A 22,314-nucleotide genomic window follows, 5' to 3' on the forward strand; every position below is an offset into this window, starting at 1 on the left:
GATCTACTTATTTAGGGCATTGATATATTCGTTCACTATTTTAAAATCGTCAAAATCGAAACGCTCTCCTTTGATCTCCTGATAGGTCTCATGTCCCTTCCCGGCTACGAGAATGATATCTCCGTCTTTTGCTAGTTGGCAAGCCGTTTTAATAGCCTGTTTCCTGTCTGTAATGGAAATTATTTTCTTATAGTGTTCCGGCGATACTCCTGCTTCGATCTGCTTTATAATAGTGTCTGGGTCTTCACTTCTAGGATTATCGTTGGTAAAAATGACCTTGGTACTCAGGGCGGCTGCTATCTGCCCCATCTTGGGTCGTTTTTGCGTATCACGGTCTCCACCACATCCCACAACGGTGATGAGTTCTTCGTTCCCGGTTCGTATACTATTGATTGTTTCTAATACATTCTGCAATGCGTCCGGTGTATGCGCGTAATCCACAATGCTGGTAATGTTGGTAGGTGACACACGATATTGGAAGCGGCCATCGACACTTTCCAGTGTGCTCATTAACTGAAGGATCTCCAGTGTTTCTAACCCTAAAAGATCAGCTGTTGCGTAGATGGCCAGCATGTTATAGGCATTGAAGGAACCTATGAGTTTTACCCATAACTCGCTGTTGTTTATCTTCAGAAGCAATCCTGTAAATTGATTCTCTAAAATTTGAACTTTATAGTCTGCATACGACTTGAGCGCGTATGTGTATTTTTTAGCTCGTGTGTTTTGAAGCATCACCGGACCATTCTTATCGTCGGTATTGACCAGTGCGAATGCTGTCTTCGGAAGCTGGTCAAAAAACTTCTTTTTAACATCCCTGTACTCGGCAAAATCCTTGTGATAATCCAAATGATCATGCGACAGATTAGTGAAGATACCTCCGGCAAAATGAAGTCCTTCTGTACGCTTTTGATGGATCCCATGGGAGCTCACTTCCATAAAACAATATGTGACACCTGCATCAACCATGTCGCGCAAATACTTATTGATCGTTAAAGAATCGGGGGTCGTATGGGTAGCCTTGTGCTCCTCATTCCCCACCATAATCCTCACAGTTGACAGCAATCCTACTTCATAACCCGCTGCTTTAAAAAGATTATATAATAATGAGCTTACCGTTGTTTTGCCGTTGGTGCCCGTAACGCCAATTAGTTTAATTGCTTCGGAAGGATTCTCGTAGTAATTAGCAGCCATTAAAGCCAGTGCCCGTTGCGCGTCCACTACCTGCACGTATGTGATCCCATTAATGATCATGTCCGGAAGGACTTCACAAATAATAGCGATCGCTCCCTTATTGGTTGCCATTTTTATAAAATCATGCCCATCGGTTTGAGTCCCCCGTACCGCCACGAACACATCGTTCAGCCCTATATTCCTAGAGTCGAATTCAAGATTCGTGACTGCCACAGAGGTATTCCCGATCACTTTTTCGATCGTTACCTTATAGAGTATGTCTTTAAGCAGTATCACGATAATTTTAATAGTATTTGTGTGCCTTGTTTCAAAAGCTCTCCCGGTTCTATCGATTGTGAGGTCACGGTACCATTGCCCTCAATTTTTACTTTCAACCCTAGATTTTCCAAAAGAGATACAGCATCCATTCCGGCCATTCCTTTTACATTGGGAATTTTCTCGTGTCGGGTCTGCACCTTGGCATAGTAGTTCTCAAAATCTTTGGTTATGGCAGGATCTGAAGTATCGATACTAGCTATCTCTGCCACCGTTGGAGCATCTGTAAAGATCTTTTGCGCAATACGCTGAAAGACCGGCCCCGAGACATCTGCCCCGTAATACCCCTTTTTAATGCTGGGTTTATGTATCACTACAATGCAGGAGTATTTTGGTTTTTCAGCCGGAAAATAGCCCGCGAAGGAAGAAACATACCGTCGGTTCTCGCGCCAATCGTCCATCCAATATTCCGTTTGTGCGGTCCCTGTTTTTCCTGCCATAGAGAAATGAGGCGAATACAAGGATTTACCCGTACCACGCTTCACTACATTTTTAAGGATCTCTTGGATCTTTTTCAAGGTTTCGTCTGAACAGATCTTGGAATCGATCACTTTGGTATCGTAGCTTTCCACTTTCCGATTCCAAGCGCGGACTTCCTTGATGAAGCGAGGTTTTACCATGACACCGTTATTGGCAATGGTGTTGTAAAAATTCAAGGTTTGTAGTGGGGTGAGCCGAAGGTTGTATCCGTAAGAAATAGATGGCAGGGCATTCTTAGACCATTTGCTGTGACCGGGTTCCGGAATAAAGGGCTCTCCTTCTCCCTTTATAGCAACGCCCGTTTTTTCTGTAAGATGCCAATTTTTAAAGCGATCGATCAATTTTTTCGGATTGGCGGCATAGTGCTCATCAATAATGGTCGCTAAACCAATGTTGGAAGAGACCTCTAATGCTTTGGCTGCAGAAATCTTTCCGAAGCCTCCGCGATGCGAATCATAAATCTTTCTACCATAGAAACTTTTTACACCCTCCTTGGTATCTACAACAGTAGACGTGTCGATCACTTTATCTTCCAACGCAGCCATGAGTGCCATCACCTTGAATGTAGAGCCGGGTTCGTGCGATTCGCCAATAGCGTAATTCAATTTCTCGTAATACGTACCATCCTTGGTCCGACCTAAATTGGAGACCGCTTTAATCTCACCGGTCGCCACTTCCATTACGATCACCGTTCCGTGCTCGGCTTCGTAATATTCCAATTGCTTTAAAAGAGCATGATGTGCAATATCCTGAATGTTCACATTAATGGTAGATACGATATCGAAACCATCCTGTGGCTCCACCTCATTATCGTCGTACACAGGCTTCCATTGTCCTTTAGCGATCTTTTGTTTTAATCGGTGTCCTTCCTTGCCTTTTAATAATTCATGAAATGCTCCTTCCAGACCCACCGCATAGTATCCCGGTCTGTCATACGCTTCATCCCCGACAGTACGTTGAGCGATTTTCCCTATGGGATGCTCCCGTACCGTGCGCTGTTCTACTATGATCCCTCCTTTGTAGGGCCCCAAACGGAACAGAGGCATTTTTTTAACACGTATATAGTCTGAATACCCCAGATTCTTTGCAACCAACATGTATCGGTTCTTGTTGGCGCGTGCTTTCCGGAAACTGTTTTGATAGAATGAAGCAGGCTTGCCAAACATCTTGGAAAGTTCTTTGGAAAGCGGCACTAGGTGTTCTTTGAAGTTTTCGGGAGACACAGTCACGGCGTCAAAACGGATATCGTATTTAGGTACCGATGTTGCCAACAGACTGCCGTCATCTGCATATACATTTCCCCGATTTGCCGGGATCGTAAAGTTCTTTGTGGTGTTCTTGAGCGCAAGATCTCTGTACTTCTCCCCTTCCACAAATTGAATTTTGATCAAATTCACAGTAACAGCTATCGCAAAGACGAACATACATCCGGCGACAAAATACAAGCGGTTCAATATGTTCTTTTCCTCAATGGCCACCGCGTTACTTTTTTGTTGTTATCTTGATCTTTTGCGGAGGCGTGACCGAAGGTTGTAGTCCCCGTCGGGCCATCGCCGCTATGATCTTGCTTTCCATCTTTGTTTGCATGAGTCGCATGCGCACATCAACATATTCACTTTTTAACTCCTTTACCTCGTTGTTGAGTTGCGCAATTCGATGCACTTTTTTATCGGCACTATGGGAGCTTGCGATCATGATTAGCGCCAACACCGACAGGAAGATGATAAAGCGCCAGTTCTTAAAAGCATCATCACTTATTAAGAATTTTCCTTTCATGATATTGTAAAAGCTCTTCTTCATCTGTTTAGCCGTTACGCTTGTTCCTTGGTTATTAAAGTTTTTCTGCAACACGAAGCTTGGCACTTCGAGCGCGGTTGTTCATTTCTATTTCTGCTTTGCAAGGAATACTAAACTTTCCTACTGCTTTGAAGGGTACTTCCACCCTTCCGAAGACATCCTTCTCCGGCTCTCCTTCAAACAATCCATTCCGAATGAATCGTTTTACCAATCGATCTTCCAAGGAGTGATAGCTTATTAAACTAAGACGACCTCCCGGACGAAGTACTTCTTGCGTTTGTAATAAAAATTCTTTTAGAGCTTCCAGCTCCTGGTTAACCTCAATGCGAATCGCTTGATAGATCTGCGCGAGGATCTTGTTCTCTTTATGCTTTGGAAGAAACCGCCCTAAAGCCTGCTTCAACTGCTCACTGGTCTTTATGGGCTCTTTGGCCCTGGCTGCCACGATCACTCGTGCCATTCCGGGAGCCGCTCGCAATTCGCCATATTGGAATAAGACGCTTCGCAATTGAGCCTCCTCATATTTATTGACCACATCGTACGCCGAAAATGCACTATTCTGGTCCATACGCATATCCAAATTGGCCTCAAATCGTGTAGAGAACCCTCGTTCGGCTACATCGAATTGATGGGAAGAGACTCCAAAGTCCCCTAAAATACCATCGACTTGCTTGTAGCCATGAAAACGTAAGAAGCGCTTGAGAAACCTGAAATTCTGATTGATCAATAAAAATCTCGGGTCGTCGATAGCATTCTCAAGCGCGTCTTTATCTTGATCGAACGCGATCAAAGTTCCGTTTTCATCCAGTCGCGAAAGAATTTCTCTGGAGTGACCGCCGCCGCCAAAAGTTACATCCACATAGACCCCGTTGGGGCGGATGTTCAAACCGTCAACCGTTTCTTTTAATAATACCGGTTTATGATATTCCATGAGCAGCATCGCTTGCATCTCCCATTACTTCTTCAGCCAGATCTGCAAAATCGTTGGCAGCGTCGTCAATGGCTTGTTCGTACTTTTCTTTATCCCATATCTCCACAATGTTGATCGCAGTAGAGATGACAATTTCTTTAGTGATTCCCGCAAATGACAACAAATCCTTTGGGATAAGAAGTCGGCCGGTAGCATCCAGTTCTACAGTTTTTACACCGGCAGTAAACCTTCTTATAAAATCGTTGTTCTTACGGTTGAATCGATTGAGCTCACCCATCTTTTGCATTAATGCATTCCATTCGTTCATGGGATACATTTCAAGGCACGGTTGAAAAACCGCTCGCTTAATTACAAATCCCTCAGTCATTACAGGGGTGAGCTGCTTCTTCAATGGAGCAGGCACCATAAGCCTTCCTTTCACGTCGGCTTTACACTCGTATGTCCCTATAAGATTGACCATGAGAGGTGTTCTTTAACAAAATTTTAAATTCAAATATAGAGAACTTTTCCCACAATTTACCACAATTTACCACATTGTTGATAAGTTTTACCACTCCAAATCTATTTAAAGGGTGTGTGAGGAAATGTGAGCAGGGAATTATAAATTGAATCAGTGAAATAAATTTGTGTACTTTTGCCTTTGTTAATTGCATTAACCACAATGACGAACCAGCTAAAGAAAGAAGGAAAATTTAATTACTTAGAATTGGGCGAAGGAACCCCAATCATTGTGCTTCACGGACTTATGGGAGGGCTAAGTAATTTTGACGGGGTGACCCAATTTTTCCCACCGAAAGGATATAAGGTATTGATCCCCGAATTACCCATCTACAAGATGTCCCTTTTAAAGACGAACGTAAAGAATTTTGCTAAATACGTTTCAGAATTCATTGACCATAAAGGATTCAAAGATGTGATCTTGTTGGGAAATTCGTTGGGTGGACATATTGGTTTGCTGTGCGCAAAACTATATCCCGAAAAGATAAAAGCCCTCGTCATCACAGGTAGTTCGGGTTTGTACGAAAGTGCCATGGGCGAGAGTTATCCTAAGCGAGGTGACTACGATTACATCCAGAAAAAGGCCGAAAATGTATTCTATGACCCTAAGGTTGCGACGAAAGAGATTGTAGACGAGGTGTACGCCACTGTGAACGACCGCAACAAATTAATTAGAACCCTAGCCATTGCTAAAAGCGCTATTCGTCACAACATGTCCAAAGACCTACCTCACATGAGCACACCCACCTGTATCATTTGGGGTGAGGATGACAATGTTACCCCACCGGAAGTTGCCAAGGAATTTCATGATTTGCTTCCGGACTCCGATCTTTTTTGGATCGCCAAATGTGGTCATGCCGCTATGATGGAACATCCGGAAACATTCAATGAGCTTCTTTTTGCTTGGCTTCAAGAGCGCAATTTTTAGAATTGATCCGTTAGGATATTTCTACTTTAATTAAGAACGTAAAAATTAGAGCATGCAGATCAAATCGGCAGAATTTGTAATGAGCAACAGCGATGTTGCTAAATGTCCTAAAGACCGCCTGCCCGAATATGCCTTTATTGGTCGCTCTAATGTTGGGAAATCGTCGTTGATCAACATGTTGATGCAACGAAAAAGTTTGGCCAAAACGAGCGGACGTCCCGGGAAAACCCAGTTGATCAATCATTTTCTAGTCAACAAGAACTGGTATTTGGTCGATCTTCCCGGTTATGGCTATGCGCGTGTTTCCAAAACAGCCAAAAAGACCTTTCAAAAATTTATCACGAACTATTTTAGTAAGCGAGAACAATTGGTTTCGGCCTTTGTACTCGTCGATTGCCGTCATGAACCTCAAACTATAGATCTGGAATTCATGCACTGGATGGGCGAAAATCAAATTCCTTTTTCTATTGTATTTACCAAAGCCGATAAATTAAAACCGAAGGCCCTCTCTAGAAATATAGAAGCTTATCTGCAGAAATTGTTGGAAACGTGGGAAGAAGCGCCGCAATATTTTGTCACTTCAGCTACTTCATCCGAAGGGCGGGATGAGTTGCTTCAGTATATCGATTCCATCAACGATTCCATTCACAGCGCCTAAATGGCGCAACAAAAACTTCAGCACAAGAAAACCTGAAGTTTCAGAGGGATTCTTTACGTCTCCATGGGCTAATTCAATTTAGACCTATTCTTTTTTCAGCTCAAGTTTTTCGGCAAAATAATGGCAAAAATCCCGCATGGTCGCACTCATCTTTTCATCGGATGTTGCACGCTCAAAGGTATCTGCCATGGCCGTTAAGGTTTGATGGAAAAAGATCTTCATTTCGTCCAACGGCATGTCCTTGGTCCAAAGGTCTATACGAAGCGCTTCTTTGGCCTTATGGTCCCAAACCGACAAGAATATAGCTTTGGCCGCTTCGTTAGTGATCCCTCCATCTTCGGCGGTCCATTGAAGATTCTCAGGAATCTTGTTCTCATCAAGATCTACTTGAATTTTTATTTCTGAAGTATGTACTGCCATTAGTTCTTTTTTGGTTTGTATTTAGAATTTTTAAAGATCTCTTCGGCCTCAAGGATGCTTAGTTGCTGAAGGCTTGCCGCGTTGTTCTCCATATAGGATGCCACGATCTGCCATCCTAAATATCTTCCGGTCATGCCGGGTGATTCGTTGTCGATCTCGAGATAGAATTTAGAAAATGGCGCCGGATTGATAAAGCGCGGCGGCAACTTTGGATCGGTACTATATAATAATTCATTCTCCACGAAATAGCGCCACATATCGACCTCATTGTCTTCGACCCATTGGTATTCGGCTTCGGTATATCCCAGTTTTTCGGCATTGGAAACCTTGGGCAACCACAAATCCTTGAGATACAGAATTTTTCCGTAGTAGATCATAAACGAAAGCAAGCTCCGGTCTCGCGGCGGTGCGACATACCTTTGCGCATACGCTTCGGCAACGTCCACAGGGATTTGAGACGGCTTCATATTCTTTACTGTATATCTTTGAATGCCTTCATAAAAGGGATGTGCTTCCCCCAAATACGTGTCTAGGGCGATAATGAGTAAGCTGTCTGTTGCGATCACCTTGTTTCGGTAATCAACATCCGATGTCGTGGTATAGACCTTAGGTGTTTCAAACTGTGGAAAATAGTATTTTATATGCTGAAAAAGCGGAGTGAGGTCGTCTTCCAAGACTGAATTGTCCGGGAAACGTTGTACTACTTCGCTGTGCAATTGCTGCTGAAGTGTGTCTTGCATCCGTTGCACCCAAATGCTGTCTGCGTATTGTTCCGGAAAGAACAGCGGGTAGGTTGCTTTAAGACTTGGAAGATCTGCGACCGAAGCATTCGCGAAGGTTTTGTCGAATCGAACAATGGTAAGATCTACCGGGATCTTTTCGATCTCATCTGCCTTCTCTGATTTCGTTTCACAGGCTAGAAAAGGCATGGCGAGCGCAATGAAAATGAAATATTTCATCATACTGTGGGTTTGGCTTGTCTTTAACGTCATTCCCTTTTTTAAATTTTACTTTTAGCGTACTTTTGTGTGGCAAAGGTATTATTATAAACGATTAAACCGTAGAAAATGCACACAGAAAAAGTAGTGGACCACATTGTAAATTGGCTAAAACAGTATGCCGTGACTGCAAAAATGGAAGGCTTCGTAGTAGGCATTAGTGGCGGTATCGATTCTGCGGTAACCTCAAGCCTTTGTGCACGAACCGGTTTGCGAACGCTTTGTGTTGAAATGCCCATCCACCAGGCGCAAAGTCAAGTGGTGAGAGGAGAAGCGCATATTGCCTTGCTCAAACAACAATTTGCAAATGTGAGTGACGTACGCGTGGATCTCACTCCGGTCTTTGAAAGTTTTAAAAAGCAAGCTCCATTCACGCTGAACGATACACATTTAGATCTTAGTCTCGCCAATACACGCGCTCGTTTACGCATGACAACCTTATACTATTTTGCAGGACTGCATCGCTATCTGGTATGCGGGACCGGAAACAAAGTAGAGGATTTTGGGGTTGGTTTTTACACCAAATACGGTGATGGCGGTGTAGACTTAAGCCCCATCGCAGATCTGCTTAAAAGCGAGGTCTATACACTTGGAAGGTATTTAAACGTCCCCGACTCTATTTTAAAAGCAGCTCCAACCGACGGCTTATTTGGTGACAGTCGTACCGATGAGGATCAAATTGGTGCCAGTTATGACGAATTGGAGTGGGCCATGAAAATGAAAGATGAAGGAAAGGTATTAAGTGACTTTTCCGGACGTCAAAAAATGGTTTTTGAGATCTTCACCAGACTCAATTCTGCCAACCAGCACAAAATGAAACCCATTCCAATCTGCGAAATACCCCCCTCTCTAAAAAGTTAACCGTTATTTAACGAGTTTTCGTGTTGTTGGACGAAATTAATCTTAAGTAGTTTAACTTTTTTTTAGTTTTGATTTGTAGTATAAATATTACAAAAACCTCACACTTTTAGCATCGCAATTGTTTTAAGTGTCTTTCGCATCGTTAAAGACTATAAAATGAAGAAAATCATTATTGCAGATCATCATCCAGTGACCCGGAAAGGGATCGCCTGTATGTTAAAAAAGAACAGCAACTACACCATCATCGGGAAAGCCAACAACGGTGACGAATTGTATAAGAACTTACAAGAAGAACAACCAGATATTCTTATCATGGAGATCGACATGCCTAATTTGAATGGTATAAATGCCTTGCGAGGGATCAAAACCGAGTTTCCAAATATGCGCGTTCTTATCTTCTCCACACATCCCGAAGAGATATATGCCTTGCGATCTATAAAATCCGGTGCAGCCGGTTACGTTCCAAAAACTGCATCCACTAAAGTATTCTTAAAAGCTCTTAAACAAATTGCGAAAGGCGGTATCTTCCTCAATGAAGAACTAACGTCTACCTTTACAAGCCGTAATGTGGGTGAAACGAGTGCCATAAGCCGGTACAAAAAATTATCTTCCAGAGAGATCGAAGTTTTGAATTTACTATCCAGCGGCAAACGCAATAAAGATATTGCCAACGCACTTAACATTAATGAGAAAACTGTAAGCACGTACAAGACCCGCTTGTTAAAAAAGTTAAAGGTGGATAACTTGGCAGATCTTATCCACCAGTCCAGAATGTTTCAATTCGGGTAAATTACAGCACCCGGTTCAATTTTTCAGAAAGAACCTTTTTCAAGGTAATGTAATCTACAATATCTTGAAGTCTTGTTTCTTTATCGGCACTGTCGCCATCCTTAATTTCATTGGAAAGTTCATTGATCTTCTGTGAAACCAAAAATCTTCGTAGATTTAAAATGGTCTCACTCACTACTTGAGCAATCGAGGTATTTTTTTCCTTCACATAAATATCCTTACCCTCCCAATTGTGTAATTGGTACTTTTCTTCTTCCATGAGAATGTGAGAGATCGTTTCGGCGGGTCCGGGTTCAAGTTCGTTTACTAAGGTATTGATCTGAAAATTGGTGTCTTGAGTCAATTTATTGATTATTGCATAATACACTTCTTTAAAAGTGTCATTCGCAAATTCGATCTCATCATCCTGTAGGTCCAAATAGATCTTTTCATATACTTTGGCTTTATGGGTCTCCGGTTTTAACGCAATGGCTCCTTTCTCATCGGTTTCGAGCAAAATTTCCTCAAAGTCTTCCTCCTCTTTTCCGTAGAGAAGTAACAATTCAATGAGTTTGCGTTCCAACTCAAATTGGACGTCGACTTTAGCAACCGGTTTACTCTCTGAAGCAACAACCTGCATCTCACCCGACTCCTGTGGCGTTTTCTTGGCTGCATCCCTTTTGTCCTTCTGAAGGATCTGTGCCAAAGTATTGAATAAGACCGCTTCGCTTATATCCATTCGCCTAGCACATTCTTGAATGTATACTTCGCGCTTAATAACATCCGGAATCTTCGAGATACTTAGTACCATATCCCGAATAGTATCTGCCTTCTTTACCGGATCGTTCTTAGCTTCGGAAGCCAAGAGTGAGGCCTTAAAATTGATAAAATCCTGACTGTGTTCTTCAAGATAAAGCGTGATTTCTTCAAGTGAATTACTGCGAGCAAAACTATCCGGATCCTCACCCGCGGGAAACGTACATATCTTTACATTCATCCCTTGCTCCAAAATGAGGTCTACACCTCGTAAGGAGGCACGTACGCCTGCGGCGTCACCATCGAACAACAGGGTAATATTTTTTGTAAGTCTGTTGATCAAACGAATCTGTTCCGGAGTGAGGGCTGTACCCGAAGATGACACCACGTTGTGTATCCCTTTTTGATAGAATTGGATGACATCGGTATATCCTTCTACTAAATAGCAATTATCTTCTTTCGCGATGCTTTGTTTTGCATGATAGATCCCATAAAGCACTTTGCTCTTGTGGTAAATATCACTTTCGGGCGAGTTAAGATATTTCGCTGCCTTCTTGTCATTGGTGAGTATCCTTCCGCCAAAACCAAGCGTCCTTCCGCTTAAACTAAGAATAGGAAATAGCACCCGGCCTTTGAAACGATCGAACTGCTTCTCTTCTTTAACAATTGTGAGTCCGGTCTTTTCAAGATATTCAAGCTGATATCCTTTCTTAATGGCATGACTTGTAAATGCCTCCCAGGAGTTGGGTGAATATCCTAATTCAAATTTCTTGATCGTCTCTTCCGTGAAGCCTCGTTCTTTGAAATAAGAAAGGCCTATGGCTTTGCCTTCCTCTGTTTTAAGCAAGGTTGTATGAAAATACGCTTTGGCAAATTCACTTACAAGATATAGACTCTCGCGCTCGTTAGCCGATTCTTTTTCTTCGTTGGTTTGCTGTGTCTCTTCAATCTCGATCCCGTATTTTTTCGCCAGATACTTGATCGCTTCAGGATAGGTGAAATGCTCGTGTTCCATTAGGAATGCCACGACATTCCCTCCTTTTCCGCTTGAAAAATCCTTCCAGATCTGTTTAACGGGTGATACCATAAAACTGGGGGTGCGTTCATCACTAAACGGACTCAAACCCTTAAAGTTACTCCCCGATTTCTTTAGCTGCACAAAATCTCCAATAACCTCCTCCACGCGGGCGGTTTCGAATACTGAATCGATAGTGGTTTTTGAGATCAATGGACTGAATGTATTTTCTGTAAAAATACTATTAAATATTTACACTTCTATACACAGAAAAAAGCCCCTTTACAGGAGCTTTAAATCAAAATAAAATAGAAGGTTCGTTAATCCATATCAAATCGTAACCCTAGAGAAACGTTGCGCATTTCTGTTGGATTATCTTTAAAAATGGTATTTAAATCGTACTTCACATACAAGGCTGTCTCACGCCAACCCACATAGGCACTCAAACCGTATATGAAATTATTGGTATTATAATCGGCCTTAAGCTTTTCCTTTACATCCTCACCATCGGCTGTATACTTTAATTTCTGGCGTGAACTAAGTTTGAATCCGGCATAGCCTCCTATTCCAACCTTTACCTTATTATAGGTTGAATATCGAAAATAATTTTCTCCTTCTATCTTTTTAGATGGCCCTAATTCGAAGTGGACCGGAAATACAAGATTATCTATTCTGAACTTCGATTTGTCCAGCTCCTCCGGAAATTCTTGCAGTTCAGTTTGAGTTCCGGTATCTACAAAAAACCGATTGTCGGTAGGTTTCAATCCGTTGAACTGAAAAGAGAACCCGTATTTAATACGAAGCCAGTTACTTTCGTCAAAAACACGTGTTTTCCACGCCCAACCAATCTCAGCAAATCGGCTGCCACCAATTTTAAAATCGCTGTCGTTTAGCGACTCCCCTTTTGTGATCACATTGTTCAAACCCACGGCCAACACAAAATCGCTATAGGTACGTCGGTCATATTTTCTCTCATTCGATGTGTTAAATTGAATACCAAAAATCGATCTCCCGGTTTCACCGTCTTTGCCGAGACCAATAACAATAATGCTGTCTTCCTCCTCTTCCACTCCATTTCGTTGTATCAAAGCGATCTTATTATCAACAATTGCGAGTCGGTTCTCGATATTCATAGCCCGTTTCTCGGCGGCTTCATTCTTTAATGTTTCCGCTTCCTCATAAGAGATCTCCTCATCTTCCAACTTACGATTAATTTGTTCGACCTCTTGTTTTAACGCGTCCTTTTCTTCATTGATGATGCGTTCTTTGGTGGCCTTCAAAAACTCGATGGTGTTCTCTTGATCGGTTTCCTGCGCCATACTAAAAGACATAGCGATAGCCCAAAGCACCGCTGCGATGCAATACGTACTAGTTTTCATACTGTGATTTTGATTTAGTGCTCTTCCGGCATCCCTCCCGCCCGGAGAGGGATGAGAAAAGCTTGATTGATGAATGATTGTTAATTGTTTCGTTCGGTGACGGCGGTTCGGATCTTCTCAAAACCATCTCCCAATGCGTCGAATACCTTGTCCCTAAAGCTACGTTCCAACTCCAGTTCCACATCCAAAAGCAATGCTGCAGCATCTACTTTTTGTGTGCTCTCCGTAAGGATACGCCGGGTTTGTATCTCCCGTTGCGCCTTGGCCAAAAGCGCATCGACCTCCTCTATACTGATCTCGATATTCGATTCTTTTAATTTTTTAAGTTCATGGATGACCTCCTCTGCCTTGGCATCCTCGAAGGATTTTTGCTCGACCGCGACAGCTTCCGCAGTAGTAGCTTCTTTTTTAAGATCTTTTGAAACCTGTGCGACTGCTTCGGAAGAAATAGTACGACGCTCCGGTCTTGTATTTTTATTGACACGCGGGATACTTTCGGTGACTGAAACTTCTTCGGCTTCGCGCTCTTCCGAAGTACTCGTTTCTGAAGCGATTTCCACAACTACATTCTCGTTAGGTTGTGCAAATTCTGTTGGTTCTGCACTGCGCTCTTCTGAAGGATTTTCTTCTACGACAATGGCATTATGCTCTTTTAAAAAAGGGTTATAGACCAATGCTCCCACGACCAGCAAAGTAACGACCGCGGCTGCCACGGCAAACCATACTGTGGTTGTCCGCTTTTTTGGCTCTTGAGCATCCAGTTGTGCTTCCAGCTTGCTCCATGCATCTTTGGACGGTGACAGCTCCCGTTCTTGCAACTTCTCTCTAATATTCTCTTCAAATTTAATGGGTGCCATAACTAATTGTATTTGGTTCTAACTTCGACTGAAGCATTTTTCTAGCCTTGAATAATTGCGATTTCGAGGTACTTTCACTTATCTCTAATAATTCGGCGATTTCACTGTGTTTGTATCCTTCCACGGCATACAATACAAAAACGGTCTTGTAGCCATCCGGAAGTGCATCTATCATTTTCTGTATTTCCTCTACTTCCAACGCAGTCTCGATATAGGCCACATGATCTAAGGAATTCTCGATCTCGGTTTCAGCAGTGAAGCCCAGTTTTTTTTCCTTACGTAGTTGCGAAATGGATTCGTTTACCATAATACGGCGTATCCATCCTTCAAAACTTCCTTGTGCCGTATAGGTGTGTAAATACTTGAACACCTTCATGAAACCTGTAAGCATGACATCCTCGGCCTGTTCGGTATTCTTGAGGTATTGTCTGCAAACGCTCAGCATCTTAGGCGCAAAAAGTTCATAAAGGTCGTGTTGTGCCCTGCGGTCACCTTTCCCTGCTTTGGCGATCAATTTACTATAGTTCTTATGTAAGGATACGATCTTCACAAACTTCGTTTTTTAAACGCTTCTATTATTAAAGACGCAGTATTTTAGGAAAAGGTTGCCTGAAGGTAAAAAAAATGTGAGAGTTAGGGATTGTTTCTGAAAATCACTTCTTTCGATCGATCACGTAATTCACCATGAGCTCCAGCGATTCTTTATAGGGAGAGTCGGGATAGGTTTGCAGGATCTGAAGTGCTTGTTGTTGATATTCCTTCATTTTGGTGACTGCGTAGGAAAGTCCGCCAATCTCTTTTACAAAATCGATCACCTCCTTAACTCGTTCTTTGTCTTTATTGTGATTTTTTACTGAATTGATCAACCAACGTTTTTCCTTTTCCGAAGCAGTATTCAAGGCGTAAATAAGCGGCAAGGTCATTTTTTGTTCCTTGATATCGATACCTGTGGGCTTGCCTATCTTCTCCTCGCCATAATCGAAGAGGTCGTCTTTTATTTGAAAGGCTGTTCCAATAAGCTCCCCAAATTTGCGAAGCGATTCCACTTCTTTTTTAGGCGCATTTACAGATTGTGCCCCCATGGCACAGCAGGCAGCTATCAAGGTGGCCGTCTTTTGGCGAATAATGTCGAAATATACAGCCTCGGTAATGTCCAGTTTTCGGGCCTTCTCAATTTGAAGTAATTCGCCTTCGCTCATTTCCCGTACGGCCACCGATATGATCTTTAGCAGGTCGAAATCGTTGTTATCTATGGAAAGTAAAAGCCCTTTGGACAACAAATAATCTCCTACCAAAACTGCGATCTTGTTCTTCCACAGCGCATTAATTGAAAAGAATCCACGGCGGCGGTTGCTGTCATCTACAACGTCGTCATGAACCAAGGTGGCTGTGTGGATCAATTCGATCACCGAAGCTCCCCGATAGGTACGGTCATTTATTTCGCCGTTGTTGGTCATTTTCGCGATTAGAAATACGAACATAGGACGCATCTGTTTGCCTTTTCTGTTTACCACATAGTGCGTGATCCTATTTAAAAGCGAAACCTTTGAAGACATGGCCACGGAGAACTTTTTTTCAAAAAGTTCCATCTCAAATTCGATGGGCTGCTTTATTTGAGAGACTATTTTCATCTGGAAGTAAAAATAAATAAAATCGAAACGTATCGTACAATTCACTAAGATTTCTTATTTTTGATACTTCATAACTCTCTAAAAACAATTAAAATGAAAAAAATTACTTTACTGGCAGCAATGTTTGCTGCTTTTGCTATGAATGCACAACTTATCGACGAAGGATTCGACGATATAACCACACTTACAGATTATACTGTAGTAAATGTGAGCGATAGTCCAAATACAGATATTTTCCAAGGAAATGATACGGTGTTTCCAGCTTTCGACGGTGATCCTACTTCATACTTAGGAATGAACTTCAATGCTACCGCTGGTACATTGATCGACCTTTATTTGATTTCACCAACGCTTATGTTGCAAAATGGTGATATCATTACTTTTTACACAAGAACCGGAACCGGAAGTACGTTTCCTGACAGATTGGAAGTACGTCTAGATGTTGATGGTTCTGGTACGTTACCAACTTCAGGTGATGTTGGTTCGTATACTGGTCTTTTATTAGAGATCAATCCAGGATTAACTCAAGGTGGTTATCCTGAAACTTGGGAGCCACAACAATCTGTAGTTGTTTCCGGACTTCCTGCGGGAGAAACTGCAACTACTTTTGCATTTCGCTATTGGGTTACAGATGCTGGTCCTACTGGTGCTAACTCAAACTACATTGGTATTGACAGATTGGTTGTTGAAGAAGGGCTTAGCGTAGGTGACGAAACATTCCAAGGATTCAACTACTTTGTAGATGCTAACAATGGATTGAACCTAAAAGCGAATGCGCCTATCCAAACTGTTGCGCTTTACAACATCTTAGGACAAGAAGTGATCGCTCAAAAATTGAACACTACCAATGCCGTAGTGGACATGGCTTCTTTAAAGTCTGGCGTGTATATTGCGACTGTAACCATTGACGGTGCAAGCAAATCATTTAAAGTGATCAAGAAATAACATTCTTGAACTTAAAAAAAGAAAAGCGACCCAAGGGTCGCTTTTTTATTGCTTATTTGCGAGCTGCCCGCAGGCAGCATCAATATCCTTCCCGCGGCTGCGACGTACCGTAACAGGTATCCTATGCTTTTCCAGTGCAGCAATATAGGCTTCGGTGGCCTCTAATGACGCCTGCTGAAACTGCCCATCGTCAATAGGATTGTACTCAATGAGGTTCACCTTACAGGGTACATACTTACAAAATTGCACCAATGCCTCAATATCTTCTCTTGCGTCGTTAATTCCTTTCCAAACGACATATTCATAAGTAATCCTGCGCTGGGTCTTGTCATACCAATACTCCAGCGACTCCCTAAGATCGTCCAAGTGAAAACTCTTTGCAAAAGGCATGATTTGTTCCCGTTTCTCTTGGATTGCAGAATGCAACGAAACGGCCAAGTGAAATTTTACCTCATCGTCTGCAAGTTTCTTAATCATTTTAGGTACTCCCGAAGTTGAGAGTGTGATACGTTTAGGGGACATCCCCAAACCTTCCTTATGAGTGATCTTATCGATGGCCTCAAGTACGTTCTTATAGTTCATGAGCGGTTCTCCCATGCCCATGAATACAATATTGGACAAGGGCCTGTCGTGATATAGTTTGCTTTCTTGATCGATCGCCACAACTTGATCGTAGATCTCATCAGGATTTAAATTCCGCATGCGTTTTAGACGTGCAGTCGCACAAAATTTACAGTCTAAGCTGCATCCTACCTGAGAAGACACACAGGCAGTTGTACGTTTCTTTGTAGGTATTAACACAGATTCCACCACCAGACCGTCATGTAATTTTACGGCATTCTTAATTGTGCCGTCATTACTTTTTTGCAGGCTGTCAACGTGTATGTGATTGATCACAAAATTTGCTTCCAGATGTGCTCTTGTCTCTTTTGAAAGATTCGTCATTTGGTCAAAAGTATGAATGCCTTTTCCCCAAAGCCACTCATACACTTGGTTGCCACGAAAGGCTTTATCCCCAATACTTTCAAAAAAAACTCGAAGTTCTTCTTTGGATAATGCGCGTATGTCCTTCTTTTCTGAAATCATTGTTGCAAAAATACAGTATCCTGTGCACTAAGACGGCTGTCTTAGTAGTTTTTTAGCATTCAGAAAAAGGGGTGTACTTATTTTTGAATTAAAATCTTCTTAGTGATCTCTTGATTGGATTCCTCATCCTTAAGTCGGAGAAAATAGATTCCTTCCGCAAAAGAAGCCACGGGTATAACATTCATGGTGTTGGACACAGCACCCGAAATAATTTTTTGTCCCAACACATTGAAGAATTGATACGAAAGATTTGGATACCGACTATTCATGACCGTAATGTAGGTATTTGCGGGGTTTGGAAATATCTCAAGTGTTCCGGTAAGTTCAATATCCTGCACATTCAAAATATTCTGTAGCGTTTCTATTGTGGTCTGCCCGCTATTGATAGGATCCAGCCAATCCTTCAAGCGCGTTTCTGGTGTATTGCCATAATCCCATGAAACAGCGAATCGGCCATAAATATCAAATTGCCCGTTGTTACTCGTTCCGTCGCAAAAGGATTGCCCGCCGTAAAGTTGACCAATGATATGTCCTTTCTCATTGAAAAGTGGTGAACCGGAGGAGCCGCTCTCGGTAGTTCCAATCTCCCAACCATTCCCTGTACCGGCAGCACCGCCTCCTATAAGCCAAACATCGGTACCTGAAGCGACATCTTTAGTAGCGCCACTGTCATCTCTACACACTTTCATGATATCGCCGTTAGGATGATGTATTCCCACTTCAAATCGTGGCATTGCATCCGAATTGTTCCAACCGGCAAAAGCGATGTCCCAAGATTCGGGTATAGTATTGAAAAGTTCGACCAGTGCGAAATCACTTTTCGAACTGCTGGCTCTTAATTGGCCGCCACTCATTGTGAAGTTTGTTTGAATATCGGCACTTTCAGCATCTTCCCCACACACCGGTGTAGGGCTTATCCAATTAAAACGTACCGACCAGAATTCAGGATCGCTATCTTGAAGACAATGGTTGGCAGTAAGCAGAAATGGTGTTTTATCGGCTGCGGTATTATTCACCAAAGAAGCAGTACAGAGGTATCCATTCCCAAGATTCAGTAATGTAACAGCTTTCTTAATAACATCCTTTAGATCGTCAAAGTCTTCCCCAATAGAACAATTCACATCATAATTACAACTTCCGGAATCATTGAGACCTCTAATATTTTGGGCAATGGATGTGATGTGACCCATGCGATAGCCATGAATCACGCTTTTTACAGATAATTGAACTTCTTCGGAAACGGAAGGTGGTTCAAAATATTCTAACCACACCACATCTCCTTGAAGAAACCATGAGCCTAAATTGGCACTGGATCGATTTGAAGCATCGGTATACGGAACAGAAACGTCAGATTGGTCACCGTTGAACAGAAAAAAACGCCCACCCTTAGGAATGTAAAACATATCCAGATTAACACTTACATTTATTGCATCGGTTGATTTGATCGCTACCTGCCAGATCCTACCCGCATTATTGGGAAGCACAGTCCACACTCCATCTCTTTCAATGTCGATCACTATGGGTCGGGTAAGTCCATAGCGCCATGGCTGACCTTTATCAAGGTCATTGATAACATCTTCGGCATGTATGGCTTCAAGATCCAGCGGAGGTAATTCTATAGGTGTATTTCGCTGTTGTAGGTTCAATTGCCAACTTACAGGAATGTCTTCAGCGAAATCCTGCGCATAATCCATCCCCGGAATCAATACTATAAAAAACAGTAGTAGAAGTTTTTTCATAATAAGACGTTAGCGCTGCTACAATATACTAAGGTACTTTTTTATTTTGATATTTGAAAACCAAAAGTTTAGAAATAAAAAACCCTTGCTGAAAACAGCAAGGGTTTTTTAAAATTCTTTAGCCAAATTTAAATGATCAACATGGCATCACCATAGGTATAGAACCTATATTTTTCTTTGATCGCTTCGGCATAGGCTTCCTTTATAAAGTCATGACCGGCAAAAGCCGACACCATCATTAGCAATGTGGATTTTGGTGTATGGAAATTGGTCACCATTGAATTGGCGATGCTAAAATCATACGGAGGAAAAATAAATTTATTGGTCCAACCGCTATAATCATTTAATGTATGGTCTGATGACACCGAACTCTCCAGCGCTCGCATCACCGTAGTTCCAACAGCACAAACACGACGTTTCGTTTTAATCCCCTTATTGATTGTTTGAACAGCATCTTCCGTAATGATGATCTCTTCCGAATCCATTTTATGCTTCGACAGGTCTTCCACCTCTACCGGGCTAAAAGTTCCCAGACCTACATGAAGGGTTACCTCTGCAAAGTTGACACCTTTGATCTCGAGACGTTTCAAAAGATGTTTAGAAAAGTGGAGTCCTGCCGTAGGTGCGGCGACAGCCCCTTCTTTCTTAGCGAAAATGGTTTGATATCTTTCGGCGTCCTCGGGTTCTACCTCTCGTTTGATATATTTTGGCAAGGGAGTTTCGCCAAGTTCGGTGAGTTTGCTTCGAAATTCTTCGTAAGAACCGTCAAATAAGAAACGAAGTGTTCTACCGCGCGAGGTCGTGTTATCGATTACTTCGGCAACCAGGGACTCATCATCACCAAAATAAAGTTTGTTCCCAATACGGATTTTTCTTGCGGGATCAACGAGTACATCCCATAAACGGGTTTCCGAATTAAGTTCCCGGAGTAAGAACACCTCAATGCGCGCTCCCGTTTTCTCCTTATTTCCAAAGAGGCGTGCCGGAAAAACCTTGGTATTGTTGAGTACCAGCACATCATCTTCTTTAAAATAATCGATAAGATCCTTGAACATCTTGTGCTCTATGGTCTTTTCCTTACGATTAAGTACCATTAACCGCGACTCATCCCGATTTGCTGCAGGATATTCGGCAAGTAATTCTGGTGGTAGATTGAAGTTGAAATGTGACAGTTTCATTCCCATAATGACGATATTTTGTTGACTTTAAAAGGTGGCAAATATACAACCTCCACATAGGGGTTGTCAAGTAAAAGTGTATTTATTATTGGAAATCGGTTGAAATGCCGCACTTTTCGAGATCTCCCCAAAATCCCGGAAAGGATTTAGAAACCACCTTCGGATCTTGAATGCGTATTGTTGTTCTCAATCCTAAAGGGGCGAAAGCCATGGCCATTCTATGATCGTTATAGGTTTCGATAGTGACTTGTTCTTGAATCTTTTCTGAAGAGGTCAATGTAAGCGAATCTTGGGTGATTACAACGGAGGCCCCCAATTTTTCTAATTCAGTCTTTAATGCTGAAAGTCGGTCGGTTTCCTTGATCTTCAAGGTATGCAAGCCTGTGAGATGGCACCCCACTCCCAGTCCGAAGCACGTAACGGCTATTGTTTGCGCAATATCCGGGGTGTCTGAGAGATGCAGCAATAGACTATCCGGGAACGTAACTTTCTGTTTGCGAAGTGTGATCGATGCTTCCGAAGCATTAAAAACGGTAATAACTCCTAACGTCTCAAACAATGAAACCAACGCACGATCTCCTTGCAAGCTGTTTTCCTTAAAGTGTTTCAGCGTGACCGACAATCCTTCAGAAAGAGCTACCAAACTATAAAAATAGGACGCCGAACTCCAATCGGATTCTACTGCAAAGGTAACAGGAGTGATCTTTGCAGCAGCTTCCACCCGAATGGTATTTTCAGAAAAAGAACACGAAACACCCATTTTTTTTAAAAGCTGTAAAGTCATTTCAATATAGGGTATGGAGGTGACAGTTCCTTCTAGCTGTAGTGTGAGTCCGTTTGGTAATGAGGGCGCAATAAGCAGTAAAGAGGTGATGTATTGGCTGCTTACGCTTGCATGAATTTTAACCGAGTTGCTGGTGAGTACGCTCCCTTTGATACGGAGTGGAGGAAATCCCTCAGCCAGGGTATAGGTTATATCTGCTCCCAAATCCCGTAATGCATCTACCAAGATCCCAATAGGTCGTTGTTGCATACGCTCACTGCCTGTTAATAGTACCTCTACCCCGTCTCGACTTGCAAAATAAGCCGCAAGGAATCGCATGGCAGTTCCTGCATGATGGATATCGATAGTTCCGCTTTGCTGCTGCAGCGCTACCTGAAGGACCTTGGTATCATCGCTGTTGGATAGGTTTGTTAATTTTAAATCCGGAAAGAGGGCTTTTAATATCAACAAGCGATTCGATTCGCTCTTAGAACCGGTGATCGTCAGAGAAACCGATTGCGCAGGAAATTGTGTTTTTTGCAATAACACCGTCATTCTCTGTTCTCTTTAGCCTTCAATTTTACGCTAAACTTTCCAAAACTTACAAAAAACCCATATACAAACCCGGCCGCCAAGGTGCCGAGGATAAAGAATAACGGATCACTATCTGTAAGATAGGCAAACGAAAATCCTTCGATCGCCCATTTAATAAGAAGGAACAGCAGTACAAAGGCCAGTCCTAAGGAAACCACAGATTTCCAGAATCCGGGATAGGTCACAACTTTTTTAAACATTATAGAAGTTTTTCGTTTCCGTGGTGTCTGTCGTGGTCTCGTTTCGCTTTAAGCGCCAATTTCTTATCGAACGCCTCTTGAAGGTTCACCCCTGTTTGGTTGGCCAAACACAGCACTACAAAGACTACATCGGCCAATTCCTCTCCCAGATCCTTCTGGGTATCACTTTCCTTTTCGCTCTGTTCTCCGTAACGTCTGGCAATGATACGAGCGACCTCGCCCACCTCTTCGGTGAGCTGGGCCATGTTTGTCAATTCATTAAAATACCGAACGCCATGATTCTTGATCCAACTATCTACGGCTAACTGGGCGTCTTGCAATTGCAT

General features: G+C 42.5%; 23 protein-coding genes. 5 read left to right on the top strand and 18 right to left on the bottom strand.

The window, feature by feature from the left end:
• Positions 1-3: 3 nt before the first annotated feature.
• The 5 genes from AACZ11_RS00950 to mraZ are packed head-to-tail and all read right to left on the bottom strand — an operon-like array spanning position 4 to position 5,174.
• Complete coding sequence (locus tag AACZ11_RS00950) at positions 4-1,467, bottom strand: UDP-N-acetylmuramoyl-L-alanyl-D-glutamate--2,6-diaminopimelate ligase (RefSeq protein WP_290627019.1); 1,464 nt, start codon at positions 1,465-1,467, stop codon at positions 4-6.
• A complete protein-coding gene (locus AACZ11_RS00955) occupies positions 1,464-3,464 on the bottom strand; it encodes a penicillin-binding protein (RefSeq protein WP_290627017.1) in 2,001 nt (666 codons plus the stop codon). The genes AACZ11_RS00950 and AACZ11_RS00955 overlap by 4 nt, the downstream gene beginning before the upstream one ends.
• 4 nt (positions 3,465-3,468) lie before the next feature.
• Positions 3,469-3,786, bottom strand: a complete 318-nt coding sequence (locus AACZ11_RS00960; RefSeq protein WP_034261204.1) for an FtsL-like putative cell division protein — start codon at positions 3,784-3,786, stop codon at positions 3,469-3,471.
• Positions 3,787-3,817: 31 nt separating this feature from the next.
• Positions 3,818-4,714, bottom strand: coding sequence for a 16S rRNA (cytosine(1402)-N(4))-methyltransferase RsmH (gene rsmH, locus AACZ11_RS00965; RefSeq protein ID WP_290627014.1), 897 nt, complete (start codon positions 4,712-4,714; stop codon positions 3,818-3,820).
• A complete protein-coding gene (mraZ, locus tag AACZ11_RS00970; RefSeq protein WP_034261202.1) occupies positions 4,701-5,174 on the bottom strand; it encodes a division/cell wall cluster transcriptional repressor MraZ in 474 nt (157 codons plus the stop codon). Before mraZ ends, rsmH begins: the two co-directional genes overlap by 14 nt.
• Before the next feature lie 201 nt (positions 5,175-5,375).
• Between mraZ and AACZ11_RS00975 the strand changes: the two genes are divergently transcribed.
• The gene (locus tag AACZ11_RS00975) at positions 5,376-6,140 is read left to right on the top strand and encodes an alpha/beta hydrolase (protein WP_290627011.1); all 765 of its coding nucleotides are present in this window, start codon (positions 5,376-5,378) and stop codon (positions 6,138-6,140) included.
• 52 nt (positions 6,141-6,192) lie between these two features.
• Entirely contained in the window at positions 6,193-6,798 is a 606-nt protein-coding gene (yihA, locus tag AACZ11_RS00980) for a ribosome biogenesis GTP-binding protein YihA/YsxC (protein WP_290627009.1), read from the top strand.
• An 84-nt stretch (positions 6,799-6,882) separates the two neighbouring features.
• On the opposite strand, the gene gldC is transcribed toward yihA, so the two are convergent.
• Together gldC and gldB are read right to left on the bottom strand one after the other, a co-directional pair.
• Positions 6,883-7,218 (bottom strand): gliding motility protein GldC, encoded by a 336-nt coding sequence (gene gldC, locus AACZ11_RS00985; RefSeq protein WP_290627007.1) that lies wholly within the window; start codon positions 7,216-7,218, stop codon positions 6,883-6,885.
• Complete coding sequence (gene gldB, locus AACZ11_RS00990) at positions 7,218-8,180, bottom strand: gliding motility lipoprotein GldB (RefSeq protein WP_290627005.1); 963 nt, start codon at positions 8,178-8,180, stop codon at positions 7,218-7,220. The genes gldC and gldB overlap by 1 nt, the downstream gene beginning before the upstream one ends.
• Before the next feature lie 105 nt (positions 8,181-8,285).
• Here gldB and nadE point away from each other — a divergent pair, with 105 nt between their 5' ends.
• A complete protein-coding gene (gene nadE, locus AACZ11_RS00995) occupies positions 8,286-9,077 on the top strand; it encodes an NAD(+) synthase (protein ID WP_290627003.1) in 792 nt (263 codons plus the stop codon).
• 156 nt (positions 9,078-9,233) lie between these two features.
• Entirely contained in the window at positions 9,234-9,866 is a 633-nt protein-coding gene (locus tag AACZ11_RS01000; RefSeq protein ID WP_290626983.1) for a response regulator transcription factor, read from the top strand.
• A gap of 1 nt (position 9,867) precedes the next feature.
• Here AACZ11_RS01000 and dnaG read toward each other — a convergent pair whose 3' ends face one another.
• The 5 genes from dnaG to AACZ11_RS01025 form a co-directional block, all read right to left on the bottom strand.
• On the bottom strand, positions 9,868-11,829 hold the full coding sequence (dnaG, locus tag AACZ11_RS01005) for a DNA primase (RefSeq protein ID WP_290626982.1): 1,962 nt from the start codon (positions 11,827-11,829) through the stop codon (positions 9,868-9,870).
• A gap of 107 nt (positions 11,830-11,936) precedes the next feature.
• Positions 11,937-12,995 carry a hypothetical protein gene (locus tag AACZ11_RS01010; RefSeq protein ID WP_290626980.1) on the bottom strand — a complete coding sequence of 353 codons (1,059 nt, stop codon included), beginning with the start codon at positions 12,993-12,995 and terminating at the stop codon, positions 11,937-11,939.
• 80 nt (positions 12,996-13,075) lie between these two features.
• Positions 13,076-13,852 carry a hypothetical protein gene (locus AACZ11_RS01015; RefSeq protein ID WP_290626978.1) on the bottom strand — a complete coding sequence of 259 codons (777 nt, stop codon included), beginning with the start codon at positions 13,850-13,852 and terminating at the stop codon, positions 13,076-13,078.
• Complete coding sequence (locus tag AACZ11_RS01020) at positions 13,839-14,402, bottom strand: RNA polymerase sigma factor (protein ID WP_290626976.1); 564 nt, start codon at positions 14,400-14,402, stop codon at positions 13,839-13,841. Before AACZ11_RS01020 ends, AACZ11_RS01015 begins: the two co-directional genes overlap by 14 nt.
• Before the next feature lie 103 nt (positions 14,403-14,505).
• Positions 14,506-15,483: a polyprenyl synthetase family protein gene (locus AACZ11_RS01025; protein WP_290626974.1), complete on the bottom strand. Its 978-nt coding sequence runs from the start codon at positions 15,481-15,483 to the stop codon at positions 14,506-14,508.
• Positions 15,484-15,576: 93 nt separating this feature from the next.
• Between AACZ11_RS01025 and AACZ11_RS01030 the strand changes: the two genes are divergently transcribed.
• Positions 15,577-16,428, top strand: coding sequence for a choice-of-anchor J domain-containing protein (locus tag AACZ11_RS01030; RefSeq protein WP_339831224.1), 852 nt, complete (start codon positions 15,577-15,579; stop codon positions 16,426-16,428).
• Positions 16,429-16,473: 45 nt separating this feature from the next.
• Here the strand turns inward: AACZ11_RS01030 and rlmN are convergent, their stop codons facing one another.
• The 6 genes from rlmN to AACZ11_RS01060 all read right to left on the bottom strand — a co-directional run bounded on the left by rlmN (position 16,474) and on the right by AACZ11_RS01060 (position 22,314).
• A complete protein-coding gene (rlmN, locus tag AACZ11_RS01035) occupies positions 16,474-17,514 on the bottom strand; it encodes a 23S rRNA (adenine(2503)-C(2))-methyltransferase RlmN (RefSeq protein WP_290629084.1) in 1,041 nt (346 codons plus the stop codon).
• A gap of 77 nt (positions 17,515-17,591) precedes the next feature.
• A complete protein-coding gene (locus AACZ11_RS01040; protein ID WP_290629086.1) occupies positions 17,592-19,253 on the bottom strand; it encodes a T9SS type A sorting domain-containing protein in 1,662 nt (553 codons plus the stop codon).
• Positions 19,254-19,381: 128 nt separating this feature from the next.
• Positions 19,382-20,431, bottom strand: a complete 1,050-nt coding sequence (gene queA / locus AACZ11_RS01045) for a tRNA preQ1(34) S-adenosylmethionine ribosyltransferase-isomerase QueA (RefSeq protein ID WP_290629088.1) — start codon at positions 20,429-20,431, stop codon at positions 19,382-19,384.
• Between the two features lie 85 nt (positions 20,432-20,516).
• Positions 20,517-21,749, bottom strand: a complete 1,233-nt coding sequence (gene aroA / locus AACZ11_RS01050) for a 3-phosphoshikimate 1-carboxyvinyltransferase (RefSeq protein ID WP_290629090.1) — start codon at positions 21,747-21,749, stop codon at positions 20,517-20,519.
• On the bottom strand, positions 21,746-21,988 hold the full coding sequence (locus AACZ11_RS01055; RefSeq protein WP_290629092.1) for a hypothetical protein: 243 nt from the start codon (positions 21,986-21,988) through the stop codon (positions 21,746-21,748). Before AACZ11_RS01055 ends, aroA begins: the two co-directional genes overlap by 4 nt.
• Positions 21,988-22,314 carry a nucleotide pyrophosphohydrolase gene (locus AACZ11_RS01060; protein ID WP_290629094.1) on the bottom strand — a complete coding sequence of 109 codons (327 nt, stop codon included), beginning with the start codon at positions 22,312-22,314 and terminating at the stop codon, positions 21,988-21,990. Before AACZ11_RS01060 ends, AACZ11_RS01055 begins: the two co-directional genes overlap by 1 nt.

Source organism: uncultured Altibacter sp. (genome assembly GCF_963972995.1).
Lineage (GTDB): Bacteria > Bacteroidota > Bacteroidia > Flavobacteriales > Flavobacteriaceae > Altibacter.

Excerpts from the sequence above, each read along its gene's own strand:
- AACZ11_RS00960 (WP_034261204.1), bottom strand. The coding sequence starts at position 3,786 with ATGAAGAAGAGCTTTTACAATATCATGAAAGGAAAATTCTTAATAAGT.
- rsmH (WP_290627014.1), bottom strand. The coding sequence starts at position 4,714 with ATGGAATATCATAAACCGGTATTATTAAAAGAAACGGTTGACGGTTTG.
- mraZ (WP_034261202.1), bottom strand. The coding sequence starts at position 5,174 with ATGGTCAATCTTATAGGGACATACGAGTGTAAAGCCGACGTGAAAGGA.
- AACZ11_RS00975 (WP_290627011.1), top strand. The coding sequence starts at position 5,376 with ATGACGAACCAGCTAAAGAAAGAAGGAAAATTTAATTACTTAGAATTG.
- yihA (WP_290627009.1), top strand. The coding sequence starts at position 6,193 with ATGCAGATCAAATCGGCAGAATTTGTAATGAGCAACAGCGATGTTGCT.
- gldC (WP_290627007.1), bottom strand. The coding sequence starts at position 7,218 with ATGGCAGTACATACTTCAGAAATAAAAATTCAAGTAGATCTTGATGAG.
- gldB (WP_290627005.1), bottom strand. The coding sequence starts at position 8,180 with ATGATGAAATATTTCATTTTCATTGCGCTCGCCATGCCTTTTCTAGCC.
- nadE (WP_290627003.1), top strand. The coding sequence starts at position 8,286 with ATGCACACAGAAAAAGTAGTGGACCACATTGTAAATTGGCTAAAACAG.
- AACZ11_RS01000 (WP_290626983.1), top strand. The coding sequence starts at position 9,234 with ATGAAGAAAATCATTATTGCAGATCATCATCCAGTGACCCGGAAAGGG.
- AACZ11_RS01010 (WP_290626980.1), bottom strand. The coding sequence starts at position 12,995 with ATGAAAACTAGTACGTATTGCATCGCAGCGGTGCTTTGGGCTATCGCT.
- AACZ11_RS01015 (WP_290626978.1), bottom strand. The coding sequence starts at position 13,852 with ATGGCACCCATTAAATTTGAAGAGAATATTAGAGAGAAGTTGCAAGAA.
- AACZ11_RS01025 (WP_290626974.1), bottom strand. The coding sequence starts at position 15,483 with ATGAAAATAGTCTCTCAAATAAAGCAGCCCATCGAATTTGAGATGGAA.
- AACZ11_RS01030 (WP_339831224.1), top strand. The coding sequence starts at position 15,577 with ATGAAAAAAATTACTTTACTGGCAGCAATGTTTGCTGCTTTTGCTATG.
- rlmN (WP_290629084.1), bottom strand. The coding sequence starts at position 17,514 with ATGATTTCAGAAAAGAAGGACATACGCGCATTATCCAAAGAAGAACTT.
- AACZ11_RS01040 (WP_290629086.1), bottom strand. The coding sequence starts at position 19,253 with ATGAAAAAACTTCTACTACTGTTTTTTATAGTATTGATTCCGGGGATG.
- queA (WP_290629088.1), bottom strand. The coding sequence starts at position 20,431 with ATGAAACTGTCACATTTCAACTTCAATCTACCACCAGAATTACTTGCC.
- aroA (WP_290629090.1), bottom strand. The coding sequence starts at position 21,749 with ATGACGGTGTTATTGCAAAAAACACAATTTCCTGCGCAATCGGTTTCT.
- AACZ11_RS01055 (WP_290629092.1), bottom strand. The coding sequence starts at position 21,988 with ATGTTTAAAAAAGTTGTGACCTATCCCGGATTCTGGAAATCTGTGGTT.
- AACZ11_RS01060 (WP_290629094.1), bottom strand. The coding sequence starts at position 22,314 with ATGCAATTGCAAGACGCCCAGTTAGCCGTAGATAGTTGGATCAAGAAT.